Annotated in this window: 17 protein-coding genes; 16 read left to right on the top strand and 1 reads right to left on the bottom strand. The window is 36.2% G+C overall.

Annotation, left to right across the window (positions count from 1 at the left end):
• The first annotated feature begins 27 nt into the window (after positions 1-27).
• From GGR32_RS05340 to GGR32_RS05270, 15 genes are all read left to right on the top strand, one after another.
• Positions 28-3,108: a TAT-variant-translocated molybdopterin oxidoreductase gene (locus GGR32_RS05340; protein ID WP_183477153.1), complete on the top strand. Its 3,081-nt coding sequence runs from the start codon at positions 28-30 to the stop codon at positions 3,106-3,108.
• A gap of 37 nt (positions 3,109-3,145) precedes the next feature.
• Positions 3,146-4,606, top strand: coding sequence for an NrfD/PsrC family molybdoenzyme membrane anchor subunit (gene nrfD / locus GGR32_RS05335; protein ID WP_183477152.1), 1,461 nt, complete (start codon positions 3,146-3,148; stop codon positions 4,604-4,606).
• A 32-nt stretch (positions 4,607-4,638) separates the two neighbouring features.
• Complete coding sequence (locus tag GGR32_RS05330; RefSeq protein ID WP_183477151.1) at positions 4,639-5,163, top strand: DUF3341 domain-containing protein; 525 nt, start codon at positions 4,639-4,641, stop codon at positions 5,161-5,163.
• Between the two features lie 5 nt (positions 5,164-5,168).
• On the top strand, positions 5,169-5,822 hold the full coding sequence (locus GGR32_RS05325) for a c-type cytochrome (RefSeq protein ID WP_183477150.1): 654 nt from the start codon (positions 5,169-5,171) through the stop codon (positions 5,820-5,822).
• Positions 5,823-5,872: 50 nt separating this feature from the next.
• Entirely contained in the window at positions 5,873-7,174 is a 1,302-nt protein-coding gene (locus tag GGR32_RS05320) for a quinol:cytochrome C oxidoreductase (protein ID WP_183477149.1), read from the top strand.
• A gap of 29 nt (positions 7,175-7,203) precedes the next feature.
• Positions 7,204-8,265, top strand: a complete 1,062-nt coding sequence (locus GGR32_RS05315) for a cytochrome c oxidase subunit II (protein WP_183477148.1) — start codon at positions 7,204-7,206, stop codon at positions 8,263-8,265.
• A gap of 38 nt (positions 8,266-8,303) precedes the next feature.
• Positions 8,304-10,139: a cytochrome c oxidase subunit I gene (locus tag GGR32_RS05310; protein ID WP_183477147.1), complete on the top strand. Its 1,836-nt coding sequence runs from the start codon at positions 8,304-8,306 to the stop codon at positions 10,137-10,139.
• A 123-nt stretch (positions 10,140-10,262) separates the two neighbouring features.
• Positions 10,263-11,285, top strand: coding sequence for a Holliday junction branch migration DNA helicase RuvB (gene ruvB / locus GGR32_RS05305; RefSeq protein WP_183477146.1), 1,023 nt, complete (start codon positions 10,263-10,265; stop codon positions 11,283-11,285).
• Between the two features lie 3 nt (positions 11,286-11,288).
• A complete protein-coding gene (gene queG / locus GGR32_RS05300) occupies positions 11,289-12,224 on the top strand; it encodes a tRNA epoxyqueuosine(34) reductase QueG (RefSeq protein ID WP_183477145.1) in 936 nt (311 codons plus the stop codon).
• Positions 12,225-12,272: 48 nt separating this feature from the next.
• Positions 12,273-14,579, top strand: a complete 2,307-nt coding sequence (locus GGR32_RS05295) for an NADP-dependent malic enzyme (RefSeq protein WP_183477144.1) — start codon at positions 12,273-12,275, stop codon at positions 14,577-14,579.
• Between the two features lie 68 nt (positions 14,580-14,647).
• Positions 14,648-15,229, top strand: coding sequence for a Holliday junction branch migration protein RuvA (ruvA, locus tag GGR32_RS05290; protein ID WP_183477143.1), 582 nt, complete (start codon positions 14,648-14,650; stop codon positions 15,227-15,229).
• Between the two features lie 5 nt (positions 15,230-15,234).
• On the top strand, positions 15,235-22,512 hold the full coding sequence (gene sov / locus GGR32_RS05285) for a T9SS outer membrane translocon Sov/SprA (protein WP_246415173.1): 7,278 nt from the start codon (positions 15,235-15,237) through the stop codon (positions 22,510-22,512).
• A gap of 23 nt (positions 22,513-22,535) precedes the next feature.
• Positions 22,536-22,916 carry a glycine cleavage system protein GcvH gene (gene gcvH, locus GGR32_RS05280; RefSeq protein ID WP_183477142.1) on the top strand — a complete coding sequence of 127 codons (381 nt, stop codon included), beginning with the start codon at positions 22,536-22,538 and terminating at the stop codon, positions 22,914-22,916.
• Positions 22,882-23,286, top strand: a complete 405-nt coding sequence (locus GGR32_RS05275) for a VanZ family protein (RefSeq protein ID WP_183477141.1) — start codon at positions 22,882-22,884, stop codon at positions 23,284-23,286. Before gcvH ends, GGR32_RS05275 begins: the two co-directional genes overlap by 35 nt.
• Before the next feature lie 56 nt (positions 23,287-23,342).
• Positions 23,343-24,065 carry an energy transducer TonB gene (locus GGR32_RS05270; RefSeq protein ID WP_183477140.1) on the top strand — a complete coding sequence of 241 codons (723 nt, stop codon included), beginning with the start codon at positions 23,343-23,345 and terminating at the stop codon, positions 24,063-24,065.
• A gap of 443 nt (positions 24,066-24,508) precedes the next feature.
• Here GGR32_RS05270 and GGR32_RS05265 read toward each other — a convergent pair whose 3' ends face one another.
• The gene (locus tag GGR32_RS05265) at positions 24,509-25,024 is read right to left on the bottom strand and encodes a hypothetical protein (RefSeq protein WP_183477139.1); all 516 of its coding nucleotides are present in this window, start codon (positions 25,022-25,024) and stop codon (positions 24,509-24,511) included.
• A gap of 200 nt (positions 25,025-25,224) precedes the next feature.
• Between GGR32_RS05265 and GGR32_RS05260 the strand changes: the two genes are divergently transcribed.
• Positions 25,225-25,995 carry a nucleotidyltransferase domain-containing protein gene (locus GGR32_RS05260; protein WP_183477138.1) on the top strand — a complete coding sequence of 257 codons (771 nt, stop codon included), beginning with the start codon at positions 25,225-25,227 and terminating at the stop codon, positions 25,993-25,995.
• The last annotated feature ends 20 nt before the right edge of the window (positions 25,996-26,015 follow it).

The following is a 26,015-nucleotide window of genomic DNA, read 5'->3' as shown; positions in this document are numbered from 1 at the left end:
ATTACAAAGAAGTAACTATTATATACTATGTCATCAAACAAAAAATACTGGAAAAGTGTTGAGGAGCTAAACGAAAATAGTTCTATTGTTGAGACGCTTAAGCAGAACGAGTTTGTGCAGGAAATACCTACAGATGAGTTTTTGGGGGATAAAGAGAATTTAGAAACTTCCAAAACTTCTCGTAGAGACTTCTTGAAGTTTGTAGGCTTTAGTACTGCAGCTGCATCTTTAGCGGCTTGTGAAGGGCCTGTTGTTAAGTCTATTCCTTATGTGGTTCAGCCAGAGCGTATAGTTCCGGGTGTTGCAAATTATTATGCAACCACAATTGCAGATGGTTTCGACTTTGCTAGTGTTTTAGTGAAAACACGAGAGGGGCGTCCTATAAAAATTGAAAATAACAAATTAGGGAAAGTTAATGTAGGGGCTAATGCACGAGTGCATGCTTCTGTACTTTCTTTATATGATAATAAACGTCTTAAAAATCCGCTTATTAAAAACGAACCTGTTGCATGGGAGCGTTTTAATCGTGAATTTAAAGAAAGAATAGAAGCTTTAAATGGTAAAGAGTTGGTGGTGATGACTCAAACTTTTGCGAGCCCTTCAACCTCTAGGTTGATGGAGGAGTTTAAAGCTAAATACGCTAACGTAAAGCATGTGGTTTATGATGCTGTTTCTGAAAGTGCAGCATTAGACGCTTTTGCTTCTAAGTACGGAAAGCGTGCATTGCCTTCGTATAAGTTTGACCAAGCTGATGTTGTAGTTAGTGTAGGAGCAGACTTTTTAGGAGATTGGCAAGGCGGTGGATATGATAGTGATTATGCGTTGAAACGTGTGCCAGAGAATGGTAAAATGTCACGTCATATTCAATTTGAATCGAATATGAGTTTAGCGGGTGCTAATGCGGATATTCGTGTTCCTGTAAAACCTTCGGTACAGAAAGCTGTTTTGGCGGCTATTTACTACGGAATTGTAGGTGGTGGTAGTGCAGACTTGCCTGAGGCTGTTGCGAAAAAAGTTGCAATAGCGGTGAAAAATTTAAAATCTGCAGGATCTAAGGCGGTTTTAATTACAGGTATTCAAGATAAGGATGCGCAGCTTTTAGCTTTAGAAATTAATGAGGCATTAGCTTCTAAAGTAATGGATGTTAAAAATCCACGAATGATTCGTCAAGGAAATGCCACTCAAGTAAAAGAGTTAATTTCAAGAATGAATGCAGGGCAAGTAGGAGGTTTAGTTACCGTTGGAGTTAACCCAGCATATTCTTTACCTAATGCCGAAGAGTTTAAAAAAGGAGTAGAGAAATTAGACCTAATGGTTTCTTATGCTATGAAGCATAACGAGACGGCTGAGCTTGCAGAATTTGTAGGAGCTACTCCGCATTATTTAGAATCTTGGGGCGATGTTCAGTTTACCGCAAAACACTATAGCTTAATGCAGCCTACTATTAAACCGTTGTTTAAAACACAACAGTTTCAGGAGTCGTTAATGAGTGTTTTAGGAAAAGAAATATCTTATTATAATTATATAAAAGAAACTTGGAAGACAATTCTAGGAGCTACTTCATGGGAAGATGCACTGCATGATGGAGTTTATGTAGCTTCTATTGAAAACGTTTCTGTAGAAGGGGAAGAGATGGCACAAACAGAAATGAATGTTTCTGGAGCTGCTAGGAAATTAGCTTCTTCTCAAGGAAAAGGATTAGAGCTTACGCTTTATGTAAAAGCAGGTTTAGGTGATGGTCAACAAGCTAATAACCCTTGGTTACAAGAATTTCCAGATCCGATTTCTAGGGTTTCTTGGGATAACTACTTAACTGTTTCTAGGAGTGACGCAGAAGCGATGGGCTTAATGAATAAGCATGTGGCTAACGGCGGATTAAACGGAAGCTATGTAGATGTTACGGTAAATAATGTAACGCTTAAAAAAGTGCCTGTGCTTATTCAGCCAGGGCAAGCTAAGGGTTCTGTAGGTCTGGCCTTAGGTTATGGTAGTAAAGCGGCTATTCAGAAAGAAATGCAAGTAGGTATAAATGCCTATTCGTTATACCAAAACTTTGATGCAGTTCAGGATGTAAGTATTTCTAAAGTAGAAGGAGAGCATGAGTTTGCTTGTGTGCAGTTGCAGAATACATTGATGGGGCGTGGTGATGTTATTAAAGAAACTACCTTAGAGGTATTTAATACAAAAGATAAAAAACACTGGAATTTCATGCCAGTGGTTTCTCTAAATCACGAAGAGAAGCCTGTTTCGTCTCCCGAGGTAGATATATGGCAGCAATTTGATCGTTCTATTGGGCATCATTTTAACCTGTCTATAGATCTTAATGCTTGTACAGGATGTGGGGCTTGTGTGATTGCTTGTCATGCAGAAAACAACGTTCCTGTTGTAGGAAAATCTGAAGTGAGAAGAAGTAGAGATATGCACTGGTTGCGTATAGATAGATACTACTCTTCAGAAAGTACTTTTGAAAAAGATATAGAGAAGAAAGAAGGCTTTGATGGTTTAGGAGATTCATTAGGAGGATTTGGACAATTAGAAATAGCAGCAGAAGAAGATGTTCAGGTGGTTTTTCAGCCTGTAATGTGTCAGCATTGTAATCAAGCTCCTTGTGAAACAGTATGTCCAGTTGCAGCAACTTCACATGGTCGCCAAGGTCAAAACCACATGGCATATAACCGTTGTGTAGGAACTCGTTACTGTGCAAACAACTGTCCTTATAAAGTACGTCGTTTCAACTGGTTTAGATATAACCATAACGATGAGTTTGATTTCAATATGAATAATGACTTAGGGCGAATGGTACTTAATCCAGATGTGGTTGTAAGAACTCGTGGAGTAATGGAAAAATGCTCTATGTGTATCCAGATGACGCAGAAAACTATTTTAGATGCTAAGCGCGAAGGTAGACTTGTTAAGGATGTGGAATTCCAAACCGCATGTTCTAGTGCTTGTACTTCTGGTGCAATGGTATTTGGGGATGTAAATGATGAAGCAAGTGAAGTGCATGAACTTAAGAAAAGTGATAGAGTGTATCATTTATTACAGCACATAGGTACAGATCCTAACGTGTTCTATCATACCAAAGTGCGTAACACTTCAGAAAATTAATAAAATATTATAAAGAATTAACTAGATAAAAAGGATTATGTCTCATTACGAAGCACCTATACGAAAGCCTTTAGTTACCGGAGAGAAATCTTATCATGATGTTACCCTAGATGTGGTGGCTCCAGTAGAAGGTAAGGCAAATAAATCTTGGTGGATTGTTTTCTCTATTGCCTTAGTGGCTTTTCTTTGGGGAATAGGATGTATTATATACACCATATCAACCGGTATCGGAACATGGGGTCTTAACAAAACTGTTGGTTGGGCCTGGGATATTACTAACTTTGTTTGGTGGGTAGGTATTGGTCACGCAGGTACACTTATTTCTGCAGTATTACTTTTATTCCGTCAAAAATGGAGAATGGCCATTAACCGTTCTGCAGAAGCCATGACAATTTTTGCCGTAGTGCAAGCAGGATTATTCCCGTTAATACACATGGGTAGACCGTGGCTAGGATATTGGGTAGTGCCAATTCCTAACCAATTTGGTTCGTTATGGGTAAACTTTAACTCACCTTTACTTTGGGATGTATTTGCAATTTCTACATATCTTTCGGTTTCATTGGTGTTCTGGTGGACAGGATTACTTCCAGATTTTGCAATGATTCGTGATAGAGCAGTAAAACCTTTTCAGAAGAAAATATACTCTTTGCTTTCTTTCGGATGGAGTGGGCGAGCAAAAGACTGGCAGCGCTTTGAGGAAGTTTCTCTTGTGTTAGCAGGTTTAGCTACACCACTTGTACTTTCTGTACACACTATTGTATCGTTTGACTTTGCTACTTCGGTTATTCCTGGATGGCATACCACTATATTCCCTCCTTATTTTGTTGCTGGGGCAATTTTCTCAGGATTCGCAATGGTAAATACTTTGCTTATCATTATGCGTAAGGTGTCTAATCTAGAAGATTATATTACGGTTCAGCATATCGAGCTAATGAATATTGTAATTATGATTACGGGATCTATTGTAGGGGTGGCCTATATTACAGAGCTTGTTATTGCATGGTATTCAGGTGTAGAGTTTGAGCAATATGCCTTCTTAAACCGTGCAACAGGACCTTACTGGTGGGCTTATTGGGCAATGATGACATGTAACGTGTTCTCACCTCAGTTTATGTGGTTCCCTAAATTAAGAAGAAGTATAATGTTCTCTTTCTTTATCTCTATTGTGGTGAATATAGGAATGTGGTTTGAGCGTTTTGTAATTATCGTAACATCATTACACCGTGATTACTTACCATCATCATGGACAATGTTCTCTCCAACCTTTGTAGATATAGGAATATTTGTTGGAACTATCGGATTCTTCTTTGTATTATACTTACTTTATGCACGTACATTCCCAGTAATTGCACAGGCAGAAGTAAAAACTATCCTAAAATCATCAGGAGAGAAGTATAAGAAAATTAGAGAAGCTCAAGGGGATGATGCAAAATTATACACAGAACCTACAGCGAAACCGATTATTAATTTAGAATCAAATAATACAGACCAAGCTTAATTTATTTAAGCAGTAAATAAACAACTATAAAGATGTCTTCAAAAGTAATACATGCTATATATACGGATGACGATTTGCTTATGCAAGCCGTAAAACAAACGAGAGAAGCTCGTTACCGTATAGAGGAAGTTTATACGCCATTTCCAGTACACGGCTTAGATAAAGCTATGGGGTTACCTCATACCCGATTAGCTGTTACCGCATTTCTTTACGGGTTAGTAGGTCTATCGGTTTCTATAGCTATGATGAATTTTATAATGATAGATGATTGGCCTCAAAATATTGGAGGAAAACCAAGTTTTAGCTTTTTAGAAAACTTACCATCTTTCGTGCCAATTATGTTTGAATTAACAGTATTCTTTGCTGCACACTTAATGGTAATTACATTTTACTTACGCAGTAAAATATGGCCTTTTAAAGAAGCAGAAAATCCAGATCCACGTACAACAGACGATCACTTTCTTATGGAAGTAGATGTTGCTAATCATAATGTGGAAGAAATGGCCGATTTTTTTGCAAACACAGGGGCAGTAGAAATTAAACTTATAAATAAGTAATGGGCATGAAGACTATAAAAATAGCAGTAGCACTAATTGCAGCAACCTTATCTGTAGGTTGTTTTAATAAAGATTCTAGGAATTACGAATTCTTCCCAGATATGTATGAGTCTGTAGGATATGAAACTTATGGTGAATACGAAGCTTTTGGAAATGGGCAACAAGCACAAATCCCTGTAGAAGGAACAATAGCAAGAGGATGGAAGCCTTACGCTTACCCAAATACAACCGAAGGCTTTGCACAAGCAAAAGAAGAGCTGAAAAATCCACTACCTTATACCGAAGATAACCTGAATAAAGGAAAAGAACTTTATACTATTTATTGTGCTATTTGTCATGGTGATAAAGGCGACGGTAAAGGAAATCTGGTAAAAAGAGAAAAGATATTAGGTATTCCTTCTTATGATGATATGGGGCGTGCAATTACCGAAGGTGGTGTATATCATGTATCTTATTATGGATTAAACACCATGGGCTCGTATGCAGCACAAACCAATGAAGAAGAGCGCTGGCAAATTACACACTATGTAATGGATTTAAAAGCGCAATTAGAAGGCAAGCCTAAAAGAGCATTCGAAACGAAAGCCTCTTTAAAAGAACAAAAAGAAATTATTTCTGAGGTAACTGTACAGGAAAACCCTGTGACAACAACCCATTAATAAGAGATAAATAAAAGGAAATAATTAAACTGTATTAGATATATTTCAATATGTATACGCTATCTAGTAAATTAAAATTATCAGCAATCATTCTTATGGTTGTGGGTGCAATTGGGTTAATTTATGCATTTGCATCTGCTCCTTCTACAATAGAAGAAGTAAAAGAGATTATAGCTTCTCATGAAGCTCATGGAGAACATCAAGCCACAGCTAATGCGCACGCAACTCATGATGATGCCCATGCAGACAAACACGCCGAACATGTTTTGCACCAATTGCAAAATAAACCATGGTCAGCAACTTATGTAGCAGCTTTCTTCTTTTTTATGATTGCATTAGGGGCTTTAGCATTTTATGCAATTCAATATGCAGCCCAAGCAGGGTGGTCGCCAGTATTATTTAGGGTGATGGAAGCTGTAACAGCATACCTTCTACCAGGAAGTTTAATAGTATTTGCTATATTAATGCTTTCAGGAATGCACCTTAACCACATGTTTATATGGATGGATCCAGAAGTGGTTAAAAACGACCCTATTATTCAAGGAAAAGAAGCCTACCTTAATGTGCCATTTTTCTTAATTAGAGCAGCTATATACATTATAGGATGGAATGTGTTTAGACACTTCTTACGTAAAAACTCTTTACGTCAAGACGAAGCAACCGATAACCGTTTCTATAAGAAAAACTTTAAATTATCAGCAGCATTCTTGGTGTTCTTTATCGTTACCGAGTCAATGATGTCTTGGGATTGGATTATGAGTTTAGACCCTCACTGGTATAGTACTTTGTTTGGATGGTATCTTTTTGCTAGTTTGTTTGTAACTGCAATTACTGTGATAGCACTTATTACAATTTACCTGAAATCTAAAGGATACTTACCAGAGGTAAACAATAGTCATATTCATGATTTAGCAAAATTTATGTTTGGGATTAGTATTTTCTGGACATACCTTTGGTTCTCTCAATTCCTATTAATATGGTACTCAAATATTCCAGAAGAGGTAACCTATTTTATTACACGTATAGAAGATTATAACTTACCGTTTTTCGGGATGCTAATATTTAATTTTATTTTCCCATTACTAGTATTAATTAATAGTGATTATAAACGTGTAAATTGGTTTGTAGTTATGACAGGTGTAGTTATCTTAGTAGGGCACTATTTAGATATCTTCAACATGATTATGCCAGCAACCGTAGGAAAATCATGGTTTATAGGTGTGCCAGAAATTAGTGCAATGCTATTCTTTGCAGGTTTATTTTTACTTATAGTATTTAATGCACTTACAAAGGCTCCTCTTATAGCGAAACGTAACCCGTTTATAAAAGAGAGTAAGCACTTCCATTATTAAAAAATTGTTTAAAGTATAGATATTTAAAAATGACTGAAATTCTTATCATCATTGTTGTAGGCCTTCTAGGGATAACGTTTTGGCAAATGTCAAAAATTTTAAAACTCTCTCAGTCTGGTAAAAAAGATGACAACGGCGTAGCTACCGATGCAGACAATAAAACACAAGGAAAACTTATGTTGTGGTTTGCAGTATTGTTTTATGCTTTTATGATTTATAACTTTTGGGACTATAGTAAATTTTACCTCCCAGAAGCAGCATCAAAGCATGGAGTAGATTATGATAGATTAATGATGCTTTCTATATTGATTATTGTTATCGTACAGATTGTAACACAATTCTTATTACACTACTTCTCTTTTAAGTATAAAGGTAGAAAGGGGCAAAAAGCACTTTTCTTTGCCGATAATGATAAATTAGAAGCAGTTTGGACTATTATTCCTGTAATTGTATTAGCAGCACTAATTATATACGGTCTTTTTACTTGGTCAGATATCATGAATTTTGATGAAGATGAAGATGCCGTTGTTGTAGAGCTTTATGCTTATCAGTTCGGGTGGAAAGCTCGTTATGCAGGGGCAGATAATACCTTAGGAAAAGCAAATGTACGCTTTATAAAAGGTATAAACACATTAGGGCTTGATGAGAGTGACCCTTATGCTGCCGATGATAAAATTACAACAGAACTGCATTTACCCGTAAACAAACGTGTTATTTTTAAATTCCGTTCACAAGATATCTTACACTCAGCTTACTTCCCGTTTTTTAGAGCTCAAATGAATGTTGTTCCTGGTATGATCACGCAGTTTAGCTTCGTACCTACCATCACTTCAGACGAAATGAGAAATAGCAAGTACATGGTAGATAAAGTGAAGGAAATTAATGAAATTAGAGCAGAAAACAGTAAAGAGCTTGTTGCTAAAGGAGAAATGCCTTTAGACCCTTACGAATTTGATTATTATGTGTTGTGTAACAAAATTTGTGGAATCTCACATTACAATATGCAAATGAAAATTATTGTAGAAGAAGAAGAGGATTTCCAAGCCTGGTTAGCTCAACAACAAGAATTCGGAGAAAGCATTAAGCAATAGTATTAATTTTATTTAGTAAAGTAATAGTTTAAGAAGATATGTCAGCAATCGCAAATGCATCAGTAGCACAAGATCATCACGGACACGACGATCATGGACATCATCATAAAGAGTCTTTTATCACAAAGTATGTGTTTAGTCAAGACCATAAAATGATCGCTAAGCAATTCCTGTTTACAGGTCTTGCAATGGGGGTAATAGGTATTTTGATGTCTATTTTGTTTAGAATACAATTAGCTTGGCCAGAGCAATCCTTCGAGATATTTAGGTTTTTCTTAGGTGAAAAATATGCCACTGATGGGGTGATGAATGCAGATTCATACCTAGCATTGGTAACTATGCACGGTACTATTATGGTGTTTTTCGTGCTTACTGCTGGTTTAAGTGGTACATTTAGTAACTTACTTATTCCTTTGCAAATTGGAGCAAGAGACATGGCATCAGGATTTATGAATATGCTTTCTTACTGGATATTCTTCCTATCTTCTATCATTATGCTTATTTCGCTTTTTGTAGAGGGAGGAGCAGCATCTTCAGGTTGGACAGTTTACCCACCTTTAAGTGCGTTGCCAGAAGCAATACCAGGTTCAGGAACAGGGATGACGCTTTGGTTAATAGCCATGGCATTGTTTATAGCGCAATCTTTAATGGGGTCATTAAACTATATTGTTACCGTATTAAACCTTCGTACAGAAGGAATGTCTATGACAAGGCTTCCATTAACAATATGGGCATTATTTGTAACCGCAATTATTGGAGTGGTTTCTTTCCCAGTACTTTTATCGGCAGCCTTAATGCTTATTATGGATAGAAGCTTTGGGACATCATTTTTCTTATCAGATATCTATATAAAAGGAGAGGTTTTAGCTCACCAAGGAGGTTCTCCTGTATTATACGAGCATTTATTCTGGTTTTTAGGTCACCCAGAGGTATATATTGTTATTTTACCAGCCATGGGGATTGTTTCAGAAATTATGTCTACCAACTCACGTAAACCTATATTTGGTTACCGTGCAATGATTACTTCAATTTTAGCCATTGCATTCTTATCAACTATTGTATGGGGGCACCACATGTTCGTTTCAGGTATGAACCCATTCTTAGGTTCTGTATTTACCTTTACAACCTTACTTATTGCAATTCCTTCTGCTGTAAAAGCATTTAACTGGATTACTACCTTATGGAAAGGAAACATTCAGATGAATCCAGGTATGTTATTCTCTATCGGGATGGTATCTACATTTATTACAGGAGGATTAACAGGAATTATATTAGGAGATAGTACATTAGATATTAACGTACACGATACTTACTTTGTAATTGCTCACTTCCACTTAGTAATGGGTATATCTGCATTATACGGGTTCTTTGCTGGGGTTTACCACTGGTTCCCTAAGTTTTTTGGAAGAATGATGAATAAGAATTTAGGTTATGTGCACTTCTGGATTACGGCAATAGGATCGTACGGGGTTTTCTTCCCAATGCACTTTATAGGATTAGCTGGTTTACCAAGACGTTATTACACCAACACCGCATTCCCGTATTTTGATGATATGGCCGATGTGCAAATATTAATTACAGTTTGTGCTATTGTAACTGCTCTTATTCAGATAGTATTTATATATAACCTAATTCATTCTATTTTCTATGGTAAAAAAGCAACTCAAAACCCATGGAATGCAACAACATTAGAATGGACAACACCAGTAGAGCACGTTCACGGTAACTGGCCAGGAGAAATTCCTACTGTTCACCGTTGGGCTTATGATTATAGCAAGACAAATAAAGAAGGAACAGACTATGTAATTCCAGGTCAGGATTATGTAATGCAAGATGTCCCGCTTCAAGATAACGAAGAAGAATTAAATCATTAATTCCGAAATTATATAAATAAAAACTCCTCTGCAGCAGAGGAGTTTTTTTATGCCTAATCCCATCAAGAAGCTTTCTTTTATTTAAAGTGATTTCATAAATCAAGAATGTTTTATCTTTGCCGTATGAATGATAATTTAAACCCTACGGGAGAACACTTTTCAGCAGAAGAACACGACATAGAAAGAGCCTTACGGCCTTTGTCGTTTAATGATTTTGCTGGGCAAGAAAAAGTACTTGAAAATTTACAAATTTTTGTAAAAGCAGCAAACTTAAGAGGTGAAGCCCTAGATCACACACTCTTGCATGGGCCTCCAGGATTAGGGAAAACAACCTTAGCTCATATTTTGGCTAACGAGCTAGATGCAGGAATAAAAATATCTTCAGGGCCAGTGTTGGATAAACCAGGAGATTTAGCAGGTTTGCTAACTAATTTGGAAGAGCGAGATGTGTTGTTTATAGATGAAATTCATCGATTAAGCCCTGTAGTAGAAGAATATTTGTATAGCGCAATGGAAGATTTTAAAATAGACATTATGATAGAATCGGGACCCAATGCACGCTCAGTACAAATTAATCTTAATCCGTTTACACTTGTAGGAGCAACAACACGTTCGGGCTTATTAACAGCACCCATGAGGGCAAGGTTTGGGATATCAAGCAGATTGAATTATTATTCTACCGAGTTATTATCGGATATCGTACAGCGTAGTGCATCTATTCTTAATGTGCCTATCCAAATAGAAGCAGCAATAGAAATTGCAGGAAGAAGCAGAGGAACGCCGCGTATTGCCAACGCTTTATTAAGGAGGGTTAGAGATTTTGCGCAGATTAAAGGAAATGGAAAAATAGATGTAGAAATCGCCAAATATGCCTTAGAAGCCCTTAATGTAGATGCGCATGGATTAGACGAGATGGACAATAAAATACTCACTACAATAATAGATAAATTTAAAGGCGGTCCTGTTGGGATTACCACCTTAGCAACAGCAGTAAGCGAAAATGCCGATACAATAGAAGAAGTGTATGAACCTTTTCTTATTCAACAAGGTTTTCTAATTCGTACGCCTAGAGGGAGAGAGGCTACTGCCGCAGCATATAAACATTTAGGGAAAACAAAACCAGGAGAACAAACAGGTTTTTTCTAGACTATGATTAACGCGCGAGAGAAACATACATCCATTATTAAAGCCGAAGCTAAACGCCTCGGTTTTTTGTCTTGTGGTATAAGTAAAGCTGGCTTTTTAGAAGAGGAAGCCCCAAGGTTAGAAAAATGGTTGTCTAATAATATGCACGGGAAAATGCAGTATATGGAAAACCATTTCGATAAACGTTTAGACCCTACCAAACTCGTAGAAGGGGCAAAAAGTGTCGTTTCCTTACTCTATAACTACTATCCAGAAAAAATACAAAATAATACTTCGTATAAGCTCAGTAAATACGCTTATGGGCAAGATTATCACTTTGTAATTAAAGATAAGCTAAAGCAAATAATGCATACACTTCAACAGGAAATAGGAGAGGTTGGTGGACGCATATTTGTAGATTCTGCCCCTGTTTTAGATAAAGCTTGGGCAAAAAAAAGCGGATTAGGTTGGGTTGGTAAAAATAGCAACCTATTAAGTAAAAAAGCAGGTTCCTTTTTTTTTATTGCCGAATTGATTCTTGATATTCCTTTAGAATACGACACCCCAGTTACCGATCATTGTGGTACTTGTACTGCCTGTATAGATGCTTGCCCTACACAGGCCATTGTAGAGCCTTATGTTGTAGATGGAAGTAAATGTATTTCGTATTTTACCATTGAATTAAAAGACGAAATCCCTCATTCAGAACGAGGAAAATTTGACGATTGGATGTTTGGGTGCGATGTGTGTCAAGATGTATGCCCTTGGAATAGGTTTTCAAAACCTCATTCAGAACCTTTATTTAACCCTCATCCAGATTTATTGAACATGACAAAATCAGACTGGGAGGAGCTTACCCAAGAAGCTTTTGGAAAAATATTTAAAAAATCGGCAGTAAAACGGACTAAATTTAGTGGTTTAACCAGAAATATTAATTTTTTAAAGCAAGAGAACTCCTAAGATTATCCAACTATTGCTACATTTGTAAGTTGATTAACATGAACAGTTATGAGTAACGAAAGAAAAAGAAGAGAAGCATTAGTTTACCATGCAAAACCAAAGCCTGGGAAAATTAAAGTGGTGCCTACAAAAAAATATACTACACAACGCGATTTAGCTTTAGCCTACTCTCCAGGGGTTGCAGAGCCTTGTTTAGAAATCGCTAAAGATCCCGATAACGCATACAGATATACAACTAAAGGAAATTTGGTGGCCGTAATTTCTAACGGAACCGCGGTATTAGGTCTAGGAGATATAGGACCAGAAGCCTCTAAACCCGTGATGGAAGGAAAAGGTTTACTCTTTAAAATATTCGCAGATATAGATGTTTTTGACATAGAGGTAGACACCAAAGATGTAGAAAAATTTATCGAAACAGTAAAAAACATAGCGCCTACTTTTGGAGGAATTAACCTCGAAGACATTAAAGCGCCAGAAGCTTTTGAAATTGAACGCCGATTAAAACAAGAATTAGATATTCCTGTCATGCACGACGATCAGCATGGAACGGCTATTATTTCGGCAGCAGCACTGTTAAATGCTGTAGAAATTGCAGGAAAAAAACTAGAAGAAGTAAAAATTGTAGTGAGTGGCGCTGGAGCTGCTGCAGTTTCGTGTACACGTTTATATAAATCTTTCGGGGCTAAAGCAGAAAATATTGTCATGTTAGATAGCAAAGGAGTTATCAGAGCAGATAGAGACAATTTAACCGAAGAAAAGCAAGAGTTTGCTACCGCTAGAAAAATAGACACCTTAGAAGAGGCAATGCAAGGAGCAGATGTATTTGTAGGACTTTCTATTGCAGATATTGTAACACCAGCAATGCTAAAAAGCATGTCGGCAAATCCTATTGTGTTTGCGATGGCAAATCCAAATCCAGAAATAGATTATAAGTTGGCCGTAGATACACGGGAAGATCTTATTATGGCAACAGGACGTAGCGATTACCCTAATCAGGTAAATAACGTATTAGGTTTTCCGTTTATTTTTAGAGGAGCACTCGATGTGCGTGCTACTAAAATTAATGAGGAAATGAAACAGGCGGCAGTTATAGCATTAGCTAACCTTGCGAAAAAACCTGTACCAGAGCAAGTAAATATTGCTTATGGTGAAACAAGGCTAAATTTTGGTCCAGATTATATTATTCCAAAACCTTTCGATCCTCGTTTAATTACAGAAGTGCCACCTGCAGTGGCAAAAGCAGCAATGGATTCGGGAGTGGCAAAAGAACCTATTCAAGATTGGGAACGCTATGAGGTAGAACTGTATGAGCGTATGGGGAGTGATAATAAAATTACACGATTATTACAAAACCGAGCAAAAACAAACCCTAAACGAGTAGTATTTGCAGAAGCAGACCACTTAGATGTATTGAAAGCAGCTCAAATTGCTTATGACGAAGGCATTACAATCCCTATTTTATTAGGAAGAAGAGAGGTGATCTTGGAGCTGATGAATGAAATAGAATTTGAAAACACAGATGATATTTTAATTATAGACCCAAAATCTGATGAACAAAAACCACAGGTAGACGCTTACGCAGAAATTTTGTTTGAAGCACGTAGCCGAAACGGAATTACACTATATGAAGCTCAGAAGTTACTAAGAGAGCGCAATTACTTTGCTGCGATGATGGTGAAAAGAGGAGATGCAGATGCAATGCTATCTGGATATTCTAGAGCTTACCCAACAGTAGTAAAACCTATAATCGATATTATCGGGCTTGCGAAAGGTGTAACCCGTATCGCTGCAACAAACTTAATGAGTACATCTAGAGGGCCTATTTTTATTAGTGATACCACGATGAATATAGAACCATCGGCAGAAGATTTATTTAAAATTGCTCAAATGACCGCCTATACCGTACGTATGTTTGGGATGGAGCCTGTAATGGCAATGCTTTCTTATGCTAACTTTGGAACTTCATCGCATCCAAATGCTAAAAAAGTTAAACAAGCCGTAAAAACCCTGCATGAAAGATGTCCAGACATTGTGGTAGATGGAGAAATTCAGGTAGATTTTGCCCTAAATAGAAAAATGCTTCAAGAGAACTATCCTTTTTCAAAATTAGCAGGATTAAAAGTAAACACGTTAATATTTCCGAATTTAGAATCGGCTAATGGAACATATAAGCTTATAAAAGAATTGAATAAAACAGATTCTATAGGGCCAATATTGATGGGATTAAGCAAACCTGCACACATTTTACAATTGGGAGCAAGTGTAGAAGAAATGGTAAATATGGTTGCAGTAGCAGTAGTAGATGCACAAGAAAAAGAAAAACGTAAAAATCAAAGTATCCAAGCCGTAGAATAAACTACGGCTTTAACATTTTCTTATAGGAATAAATTTTCTACATTTGAAGTTTAATCTAAGGTTGTTTTATGATAACACATTTACAAGGTAAATTAGTAGAGAAAAACCCAACCGAATTGGTGGTAGAATGTAATGGTGTAGGTTACTTATTGCATATTTCTTTATATACATACGAACAACTAGGAACCGATGAGAATATTAAAATTTTTACGCATTTATTGGTAAGAGAAGATGCTCAAACCTTATACGGTTTTGCGCAAACAACAGAACGTGATTTGTTTTTAAAACTTATTTCTGTTTCTGGGATTGGTGCAGGTACAGCACGCACGATGCTTTCTAGTTTATCTCCAGAGCAAATTATACAAGCAATAGCTTCGGAAGATGTAAATACCATAAAAGGAGTGAAAGGTATTGGGCTGAAAACAGCACAACGCGTAATTATAGATTTAAAAGATAAGCTAAATGATGTTGCCACCACAGCTAATAATTTAGTACTTAAAGGCAATACAAATCAAAACGAGGCGTTATCTGCTTTAGAAACCTTAGGTTACACTAAAAAGCAGTCGCAAAAGGTGATAGAAAATATCGTAAAGCAAGAGCCCGAGGCTTCTGTAGAGACCATTATAAAGCTTGCGTTAAAAAAACTTTAGTCAAATTGAGAAAAACTAACCACTCAAGGCTTCAGCACAACTATAAATCATTACTATGGGTAGTGGTGTTTTTAGGTTTTGTATTTCAGGGAGTTGCACAGGAGGCAGATAATCAGACCGTTCAAGATTCTACTAAAACAGGAAATAAGTTGGGAGAGCTTAGTATGCCTAACCCTAACAGTATTGTAAATCAATATGAATACGACCCTATTCTAGACAGGTATGTATATACTTCTAAATTAGGACAGATAAATGTGAGCCACCCTATGATGCTAACTCCTGAAGAGTTTCAGGAATTGATTCTGGAAGAAGAAATGAAAAATTACTTCAAGCAGAAATCAAAAGCTATGGCAGGTAGAACCCAGGAGGCAACAGAACAACAGAAAAATTTACTTCCTATTTTTTATGTAGATAACAATTTTTTTGAAACCATTTTTGGAGGCAACGAGATAGAAGTAATCCCACAAGGATCTGTTGAAATGGATATGGGCGTGTTATACACAAAGCAAGACAACCCTTCCTTATCTCCAAGAAACCGAAGTAATTTTACGTTCGATTTCGATCAGCGTATAAGCCTAAGCTTAACAGGGAATGTAGGTAAGCGTTTAAAAGTAAATGCCAATTATGATACAGAATCTACTTTCGATTTTCAAAATCAGATAAAATTAGAATACACCCCAACCGAAGATGATATTGTTAGAAAAATAGAAGTGGGTAATGTAAGCATGCCTTTAAATAGCTCGCTTATTCAAGGGGCGCAAAGCTTATTTGGTGTTAAAGCGCAATTGCAATTTGGAAGGACAACCATAACAGGGGTTTTTTCAGAGCAAAACTCAGAACGTCAAACCGTAAACGTGCAAGGCGGAGGAGCGGTGCAGGAGTTTGAAAAGTTTATTTTAGATTACGATGAGAATAGACACTTTTTCTTATCGCATTACTTTAGGGATAATTATGATAAGGTTTTAAAGAATTACCCGTTTATCAATACCAATGTTCAAATTACTCGTGTTCAAATTTGGGTAACAAACCGTAGTACATCTTCTCAGAACATAAGTAATGCGCGTAATATTGTTGCTATTCAGGATTTAGGAGAATCTAATCCAGAACATGTAGGAGTGTTGCTAGATCCAGACGGAAACCCTATTAACCCTCCATCGTTCTCAGGATTTTTACATGCTTCGTCAACAGCTTTTCCAGATAACAGCAATAACAATTTTAATCCAGAAGGAATTAATGGTGCTCAGCAAACAGCACTAACATCCGCTATACGAGAAATATCGACGGTAGATCAAGGTTTTGGAATTCATGCTTCGGAAGTAGATGAAGGTGTAGATTATGCGAAATTAGAAAATGCTCGTCAACTAAAAACTAACGAATATACACTACACCCACAACTAGGGTATATCTCATTAAACCAACGCATCTCTAACGATGAAATTTTGGCTATTGCCTTTCAATATACCGTAAACGGGCAAGTGTATCAAGTAGGAGAATTTGCTAATGATGGAGTAAATGCTACACAAACAGGCATGAACCCTAATAATCCTAATACACCTCCAAATAACCAAAACCCACAGCAAGAGGTTGCTATTACGCAAAATTTAGTAGTAAAACTACTAAAAAGCCCTGTAACCAATGTTAAAGAACCAATTTGGGATTTAATGATGAAAAACATCTATAGTTTAGATGCTTACCAGTTGGAACGCGAGGATTTTAGGTTTAATATTCTTTACACAGACCCTCAACCATTAAACTATATTTCTCAAGCACCAAACTCCTCTACACCTTTACCAAACGATGTAGAGAAAACCAGCTTATTGCAAGTATTTAGTTTAGATAAATTAAATGCCAATAACGACCCCGTTGCGGGCGGAGATGGTTTCTTTGATTTTGTAGAAGGCCTCACTATCGATTCACAAAACGGGCGTATAATTTTTACTTCGGTAGAACCTTTTGGTAAACACCTGTTTGATAAATTAGATTTAACACCTACCGGAGGAAGTGAAGATTATAAAGACGAAAGTACTTACAACGACAACCAAAAACGTTATGTTTTTAGGTCTCTCTATACCACTACAAAAACACAAGCAGAGCAAGAAAATGCAGAGAAAAATAAATTCCAATTAAAAGGAAGCTATAAATCATCTGGGCAAGACGGTATCCCTATTGGAGCTTTTAACGTTCCGCAAGGTTCTGTAACGGTATCTGCAGGAGGACGTGTTTTGCAAGAAGGTGTAGATTATACGGTAGATTACCAATTAGGACGCGTAAAAATTATTAACGATGCCTTGCTGGCTTCAAATACACCTGTACAAGTTTCTACCGAAAATAATGCTATGTTTGGGCAGCAAACAAAGCGTTTTACAGGAATTAATGTGGAGCATAAGTTTAGTGATAATTTTATTATTGGAGGTACTTTTTTAAACCTAAATGAGCGTCCAATTACTCAAAAAGCAAACTATAGCTACGAGCCTGTAAATAACTCTATTTATGGTGTAAACCTAAACTATTCTACCGAGGTTCCTTTCTTTACACGTTTAGTTAATAAATTACCTAATATAGATACCGATGTTGCTTCTAACTTCTCGGTGAGAGGAGAGTTTGCTTATCTGCAACCGGGATCTCCTAAGGCAGACGATTTTAATGGTAAGGCAACCTCTTATGTAGATGATTTTGAAGCCTCTCAAACAGCCATTTCTGTAATGTCGCCAACATCTTGGTTCTTATCAAGTGCGCCTTTAGGTTTTGGCGGAGAAAAAGCCAATAACGATTTATCATCAGGTTACCGTAGAGCAAAGTTAAATTGGTACACCATAGACCCTATTTTTTATAGCAGACAACGTCCTACAGGAATTACCGACGAAGATGTTTCTACCTATGCAACACGTAGGGTTTATGTAGATGAAATTTTCCCTAATACCGATATTGTACAAGGACAAACACAAGCAATTTATACCTTAGATTTAGCATACTATCCCAAAGAACGAGGAATGTATAACTATAATCCTGCTGCAGCTGGCGGAAATACCTTGCCAACTCCTCAGGATAATTTTGGTGGGATAATGCGTGAAATTACCACCACAAACTTCGAACAGTCTAATGTAGAATTTATTGAGTTTTGGGTAATGGACCCTTATGTTTACAACGAGAATGCTAACCTTAACCAAGGGAAAATAACCTTTAACTTAGGAAGTATTTCGGAAGATGTTTTAAAAGATGGAAGAAAACAATACGAAAATGGTCTACCTAAAGACCCTTCGATAAACAATACCATTACAACCGCATTTGGAAAAGTGCCAGCAAACCAATCCTTGGTATATGCCTTTGATTCTGAAGGACAAGAGCGTGTAAACCAAGATATAGGTTTAGATGGATTAACCGATCAGGAAGAGCGAGAATTTTTCCCACAGTTTGCAGGCCTAGATGACCCTTCTAACGATAATTATGAATATTTCTTATCGGTAGATGGTGGTATTGTAGAACGTTACCGTAACTATAACGGAGTGCAAGGAAACTCACCTACAGATGTAGGCCAAACCAATAGAGGGAACTCAACACTTCCTTCTACCGAAGATATCAATAGAGACAATACCATGAACACCATAGATAGTTATTTCGAATATGAAGTTCCTATCTATAGAAACATGGGAATAGATAATAATACAAGTTCTGTAGCCGGAATTAATCACGATTACATCACCGATGTTAAAGAAGTAACCACAACACTTAAAAACGGAGAACAAATGGATGTGCGTTGGGTGCAATTTAAAGTGCCGCTTCGTACAGAAAGCGAATTTTCTGTAAACGGAATAGCCGATTTGCGTTCGGTGCGCTTTATGCGAATGTTTTTAAGTGGTTTTAGTGATGATGTAGTGGTGCGTTTTGGTGCTTTAAACTTAGTAAGAGGTGATTATAGAAAGTATAATTTAGCCATTGTTCCAGATGGTTCAGACCCAGATAATACACCAGGCACAACCCTTGAAGTAGCCGCAGTAAGCGAAGAGCAAACCTCGTATTATGTTACACCTCCAGGAGTTTATCGAGAGGAGATGATTAATAACAATCAGCGTATTCGTGAAGATGAACAATCGTTATCTTTAAAAGTAAAAGGCTTAGCACCTGGCGACTCTAGAGGGGTTTATAAAAACTTCCAAGTAGATATGCGTCAATATAAAAACTTGGAAATGTTTTTACACGCAGAAAGCTTACCAGCACCTTCATCGCCTATTAGCGATGGCGAACTTTCTGCCTTTGTACGTATAGGAACCGATTTTACAGATAACTTCTACCAAGTAGAAATTCCTTTACAAGTAACCAATCAAACCAGTAGCGATCCGCGAGTTGTTTGGCCAGAAGCTAACGATTTATTACTGCCGCTAGATTTGTTGCAGCAAATAAAATCTACCGTAATAGGAAACGCTACATACAACAGGCAGGATTTAAACTTTTTTGATGAAAATTTACAACCAATTTCTGGCAATACAGCAACCGATGGAATGCGTGTCGGTATAAAAGGAAACCCGAGCTTTGGGAACATCCGTATTGTAATGTTGGGCTTAAAAAACACGGGAGATCGAGAAGTTGGAGGAGAAGTTTGGTTTAACGAGTTACGTTTATCCGATATGAAAAACCAAGGCGGTTGGGCTGCGGTGGTAAATATGGATACTAATTTTGCAGATTTTGCTAGTATTTCTGCTACAGGAAGAAGAAGTACAGTAGGTTTTGGTTCGATAGAGCAAGGACCTAACCAACGTAGCCGTGAAGATGTAAAACAATACGATGTAGTAACCAATGTAAATGTAGGGCAGTTATTGCCGAAAAAATGGGGGGTCAAAATTCCGGTTTCTTATAGTAGAGGAGAGGAGCTGATTACGCCACAATACGATCCAGAATTTTTAGACCTAGAGTTGGAAACCTTATTGGATAACACCAACAACCAAGCAAGAAAAGATGAGTTAAAAGAGCGCGCAGAGGATTATACCCTAAGGCAAAGTGTTAGTGTTATCGGGTTAAGAAAAGAACGCACCAATCAAGACCGTAAAGCACAGCCTTATGATGTAGAAAATTTCTCTATCTCTGGAGCGTATAACCAAGAAGATCATAGAGATTTTGAGATAGAAGAGGCCTTAGACCAAAATGTAAATTTAGGGGCTACCTACGATTATAGTTTTAGACCTAAAAAGATAGAACCTTTTAAAAACATTAGTTTTTTAGATAGTAGTAGGTATTATCAGCCAATTAAAGATTTCAATTTTAATTTATTACCAACCAGTTTTTCTGCCAGCAGTAATATTGTGCGTCAATATAACGAACAAACTTTTAGAGAAATTAATTTGCCTCCAGGTTCATTAGGTTTACCAAAGCTGTATCAGCGTGATTATCGCTTTAACTGGCAGTATAGCTTGAATTATAAACTTACCGAATCTTTACAATTTAACTTTAACTCTTCTAGTAACCGTATTGTACGTAATTATTTTAGAGAAGATAATACACAGGATAACAGCGTAGGAATTTGGGATAACATGTTTGATGTAGGTGACCCAAATCAACATTACCAAAGTTTACAAGTAAATTATGATATTCCATTTAAAAAAATTCCTGTTTTAGAGTTTATTCAGGCACAATATTCTTATACTGGTAATTTTCAGTGGCAAAAGGGCTCGGAAGTTTTACGAAATTTACCAGGAATACCAGACTTAGGAAATTCTATTCAAAATTCAAATACCCATCAAATAAACGGGAACTTGGATATGGATAAGCTTTACCGTTATATTGGTTTGAAGAAAAAAGGTAAAAACTTAAGATCTGTTCAGCGCCGTACCTTACCAAACCGTTTAGGATTTTCACGTGGCGATGATGAGGAAAATAAAACGAACACCCCAAATACAAATACCAAACTTTCTTTTGGAGACAAAGCACTTAATACCCTAATAGGTGTTGCTACGGCAGTAAAACGTGTAAATATTAATTATCAAGAAACCAACGGGATATACTTACCGGGATACACCAATGATATTGGTTTTGTGGGTACGCTAAAACCTACGGCAGGCTTTACATTTGGAGCGCAAAATGATGTACGAGAAATTGCCGCTAGAAACGGGTGGTTAACATTATATCAGGAATTTAACGAGCTATATACTCAAACAGAAACCAAAGATTTGAATATTCAGGCAGAAATAGATTTACTGCCCGACCTTACCATAGACCTTAATGCTAATAGAATGTATAATGAAACTTATACAGAAAATTACAGGGTGAGTCCTTACGATTTACAATACCGATCGCTTACACCAAACACCTATGGTAATTTCAACATATCGACAATTATGTTAGGTTCTGCTTTTAGTAAAAGTAGTCAGGAATTTTCGGAAGCCTTTAATGAATTTAGAGAAAACAGGTTGATTGTAGCCAGAAGATTGGCACAACAAGCAGGAATAGATATAAGTAATCCAGCCAATATAGATCAAGCAACAGGTTACCCTAAAGGCTTTAGCGGAGGGAGTCAACAAGTTTTATTACCCTCGTTTCTTGCAGCATATACCGGTAAAGATGCTGCTAGTGTAAGCTTAGGAACATTTAGAGATACCCCGCTGCCTAACTGGAATGTAAAATATACAGGACTAATGCGTATTAAATGGTTTAGAGACAATTTTAAACGTTTTAGTATGCAGCATGGGTACAGTGCAACCTATAATATTAACCAATTCCAAACCAACTTAAGCTATAACAGAAGTAATCCTTATAGCACAAACAACCTAAACCAAGCAGGCGATTATAAAAGTGAAACGCTAATTTCTAACATCAATTTAGTAGAGCAATTCTCTCCCCTAATCAAGCTAGATATGGAGATGCAAAACGCTATAAAAATTCTAGCAGAAGTTCGTAAAGACAGAGCCTTATCGTTAAGTTTTGATAACAATTTACTTACCGAAATTCAAGGGAATGAATATATAGTAGGCTTAGGATACCGTATTAAAAACTTAAAAATAGTAAGTAATTTAGGAGGAAGCAGACGCGTTTTAAGTAGCGATTTAAATTTTAAAGCAGATTTCTCTTTTAGAAGAAACAAAACCATTATACGTTACCTAGATATAGAAAACAGCCAAACAACTGCAGGGCAAGATATCTGGGGCTTTACCTTTAACGCAGATTATGCCATAACAAAAAACTTAACCGCAATATTCTTTTACGACCACAGCTTCTCGGAGTATGCTATCTCTACGGCTTTCCCGCAAACAACCATACGTTCAGGAATAACCTTGCGTTATAATTTTGGAAATTAAATAACAACCTAAATATATAAATTATGAACATACCAGAAGAATTGAAGTACACCAAAGATCACGAATGGGTAAAGATTGAAGGTGATGTGGCAATTGTAGGAATTACCGATTTCGCTCAAAGCGAGTTAGGAGACATCGTTTATGTAGAAGTAGATACGCTAGACGAAACCCTAGACAAAGATGAGGTTTTTGGAACTGTCGAAGCCGTAAAAACAGTATCCGATTTATTTCTTCCGCTTTCAGGAGAAATCGTCGAGTTTAACGAAGGTCTGGAAGATGAGCCTGAAAATGTAAACACAGCCCCTTATGAAAACGGGTGGATTATTAAAATTAAAATCTCTAACCCAGCAGAAGTAGAAGGCTTATTAGATGCAGCAGCTTATAAAGAGCTTATTGGAGCATAAAAAACTATTATTTACAGCGGCCATTTGCTATACCGCAGTACTGCTTTACCTTTCGTTAGGGAACATTTCTAACATTCCTAGACCAAAGTTTCAATTAGCAGATAAAGTATGGCATTTTATCGCTTATTGTGGTTTAGCTAGCCTTTGGGGGCTAGCTTTTTTTGCTATAAAAAAACACAACTTAACCAAAACGATAATAATTATTTGTATAGCTGCTATTGTTTTTGGCATAATTGTTGAGTTTCTACAAGGAAGCCTAACGAGTTATCGTACATTTGATTTTTTCGACGCCTTGGCTAATACATTAGGAGTAATCGTTGCAGTACCGATTTTACTATTTATTAATCATAAATACCGCGATAAAATTTAAATAGTATTTTAATTTCGTAAAAAAATATTTACATTAGCACCCGATACTAAAACACTATGGAACCAAAAAAGAACCCCAAAAAAGATTTACGAAAGAGAAGTATCCTTTTCTTTCAAGTAGGTCTTATTGTAATGCTAGCCGTTACGTATGTTGCCATTGAATGGAAAACCTACGAGAAAAAGGCTATAGAACAAGATGTAGTTCAATTCGATCAATTAGAGGAAGAGGAAGCGCCAGTAGTGATGCCGCCAGATATGCCACCACCGCCACCGCCACCGCCACCAGCACCAGAAAAAATTGAGATTATTGAAGATGATTCTGAAATTGAAGAACAAATTATAGAATCAACAGAGGTAACAGAAGAAGTTCCAGAAATTGTTGAGGTAGCAGAAGTAGCAGATGTTCCAGAAGAAGTGATAGAAGATGTCCCTTTTGCAGCTATCGAGGATGTGCCAATTTTTCCAGGTTGCGAAAAATATAAGTCTAATAACGAGCGTAAAGACTGTATGAGCGAAAAAATTAAAAATTTCGTGAATAAGAAATTTAATACAGATTTAGGTGCAGAATTAGGTTTAAGTGGTATTAACCGTGTTTATGTACGTTTTAAAATTGATAGAGACGGTAAAATTACAGGAGTGCAAGCAAGAGCACCACACCCAAGATTGCAACGAGAAGCTGAGCGTGTAGTAAAAATGTTACCAAGTATGACACCAGGAAAACAGCGAGGTAAAGCTGTTGGGGTATTATACTCGTTACCAATTGTATTTAAAGTTCAGTAAAAAAACAATCCATATATAAAAAGCCTTGATGTTTACATCAAGGCTTTTTTTTGAGCTTTTAAGTAACTAATTTTTTGGTATGTATAAGAATAATTTTCTATTTTTAGTTCTGCTAAATTTCTGTAGCTTGCTTAAAAACAGCAGGACTTAATTTATCTGACAACCTTTATTAACTCGAAAAATACTTTATAAAACTTTGGGTGAGTACAAGGTGAGTCCAATATAAGTCCAATGTGTCTCCAGTATTTCTTATAAAAACATTGGACACAGACTGAAAGTATCCTCAAAATAGTTTGTAAAGCAGTTAACTCCGTATATAATTAAGTGTTTTTTGCTAAAAAGTTGTATATATTTGAGGGTATATGGAAGTTGGCAAACAGTTAAATAACTTATGGTAATTTTATTAAGTGTATTAATTTTTATAATTGTGCCTATTCTATTTATTATCTATGTACACATATCTGAAAAGAGAATAATTCAAAGAAGTAATAAACAGCAGCAACAAGAGTACCAACCGCAATTATCGAAGTTAAAATGGTCATCCAACGAAGGTGAAATTTCTGAATCTGTTCCACGTTATAGACTCTTTGGGAGGTTACCTCTTCTGACTTATAAGTCTTAACGTAACCTTTAGAACTTTGAATTATACCTTGATAAGTGATTCTAATATGATTTTTTTCTATAAGTCTTATCAGATTTTCTGATTCTAAATACAAAAGGATTTCACTTATTTTAACTAAATTTTTTGTCTGTTGAGTTTGTTTTGAGAATATATCAACGAAAAGTTCATCAACTGTTTTGTTATCAGAATTAGAAAGTTCGATTTTCTTGTTGGTGTCGTTAATAAGTTTAATACGTAAATCGTCAAAATATAAACTTAAAGTTTCAGACTCAATTAAATAATTTAAGCAGTTATCTAATAATTCTAAATTATCTTCAATAAGATTTTGTTTTGACATAAAATTTGAATTTAAAAATTTAAATTACGGAATTAAAAACCGATTTGCCAACAAAGTATAACAAAAATAGAGGTTAAGTTGTTTCGCCTCCAAGTAAAAGTAAACAGCAAAAACAAACCACAACGGAACAGAAACTAAACCTTTACCTCTACTTCTGTTATACCAAGACGTTGTACGTCATACCAAAAAAAACGAGAAAATTGATTAAAGAAATAAAAAGTGAGTTAAAAAGAATTGAAAAAGAAAAGGGAATTCAGATTCTGTATGCTGTTGAATCTGGAAGTAGAGCTTGGGGGTTTGCTTCAACTGATAGTGATTGGGATGTGAGATTCTTATATATTCAAAATCCGAATTGGTATTTATCCATTGATGACAGAAAGGATAATATGGAAGTAATGTTGCCAAATGATTTAGATTTTGCAGGTTGGGAATTAAGAAAAACTCTAAAATTATTTAGAAAGTCAAATCCACCTTTATTAGAATGGTTGAGAAGTCCTTTTATCTATTTAGAACAATATTCGACAGCGGAAAAAATGCGTGAATTGACCAAATATTATTTTAATCCAAAGTCTTGTACTTATCATTATTTGCATATGGCAAAAGGAAATTATCGAGACTATTTACAAACTGATTTAGTAAGAGTTAAAAAATACTTTTATGTTTTAAGACCAATATTAGCTTGTAAATGGATTGAATCTATGGGAACAATGGCACCAATGGAATTTGAAAAACTTATAAATACTCAAGTTGAGAATCCTGAATTGAAAAAAGAAATTGAGAATTTATTGGATCGAAAAAAATCAGGAGAGGAACTTGACAAAGAACCTCGAATTGATATAATTAATGAATTTGTTGAAAAGCAAATTGAACACTTTGAAAAGAAAGTAGAAGATTATAATAAAAATTTCAAACCAGAAACTGAAAAGCTTGACAAGCTTTTCAGAGAAACATTAAACGAGGTTTGGAAATAAAAAGTGATTTTCCAATAAAG

The organism is Mesonia hippocampi (assembly GCF_014197445.1).
Classification (GTDB): Bacteria; Bacteroidota; Bacteroidia; order Flavobacteriales; family Flavobacteriaceae; genus Mesonia; species Mesonia hippocampi.
Note: the sequence above shows the minus strand (reverse complement) of the source record. Positions and strands in the feature narration are given on the sequence as shown.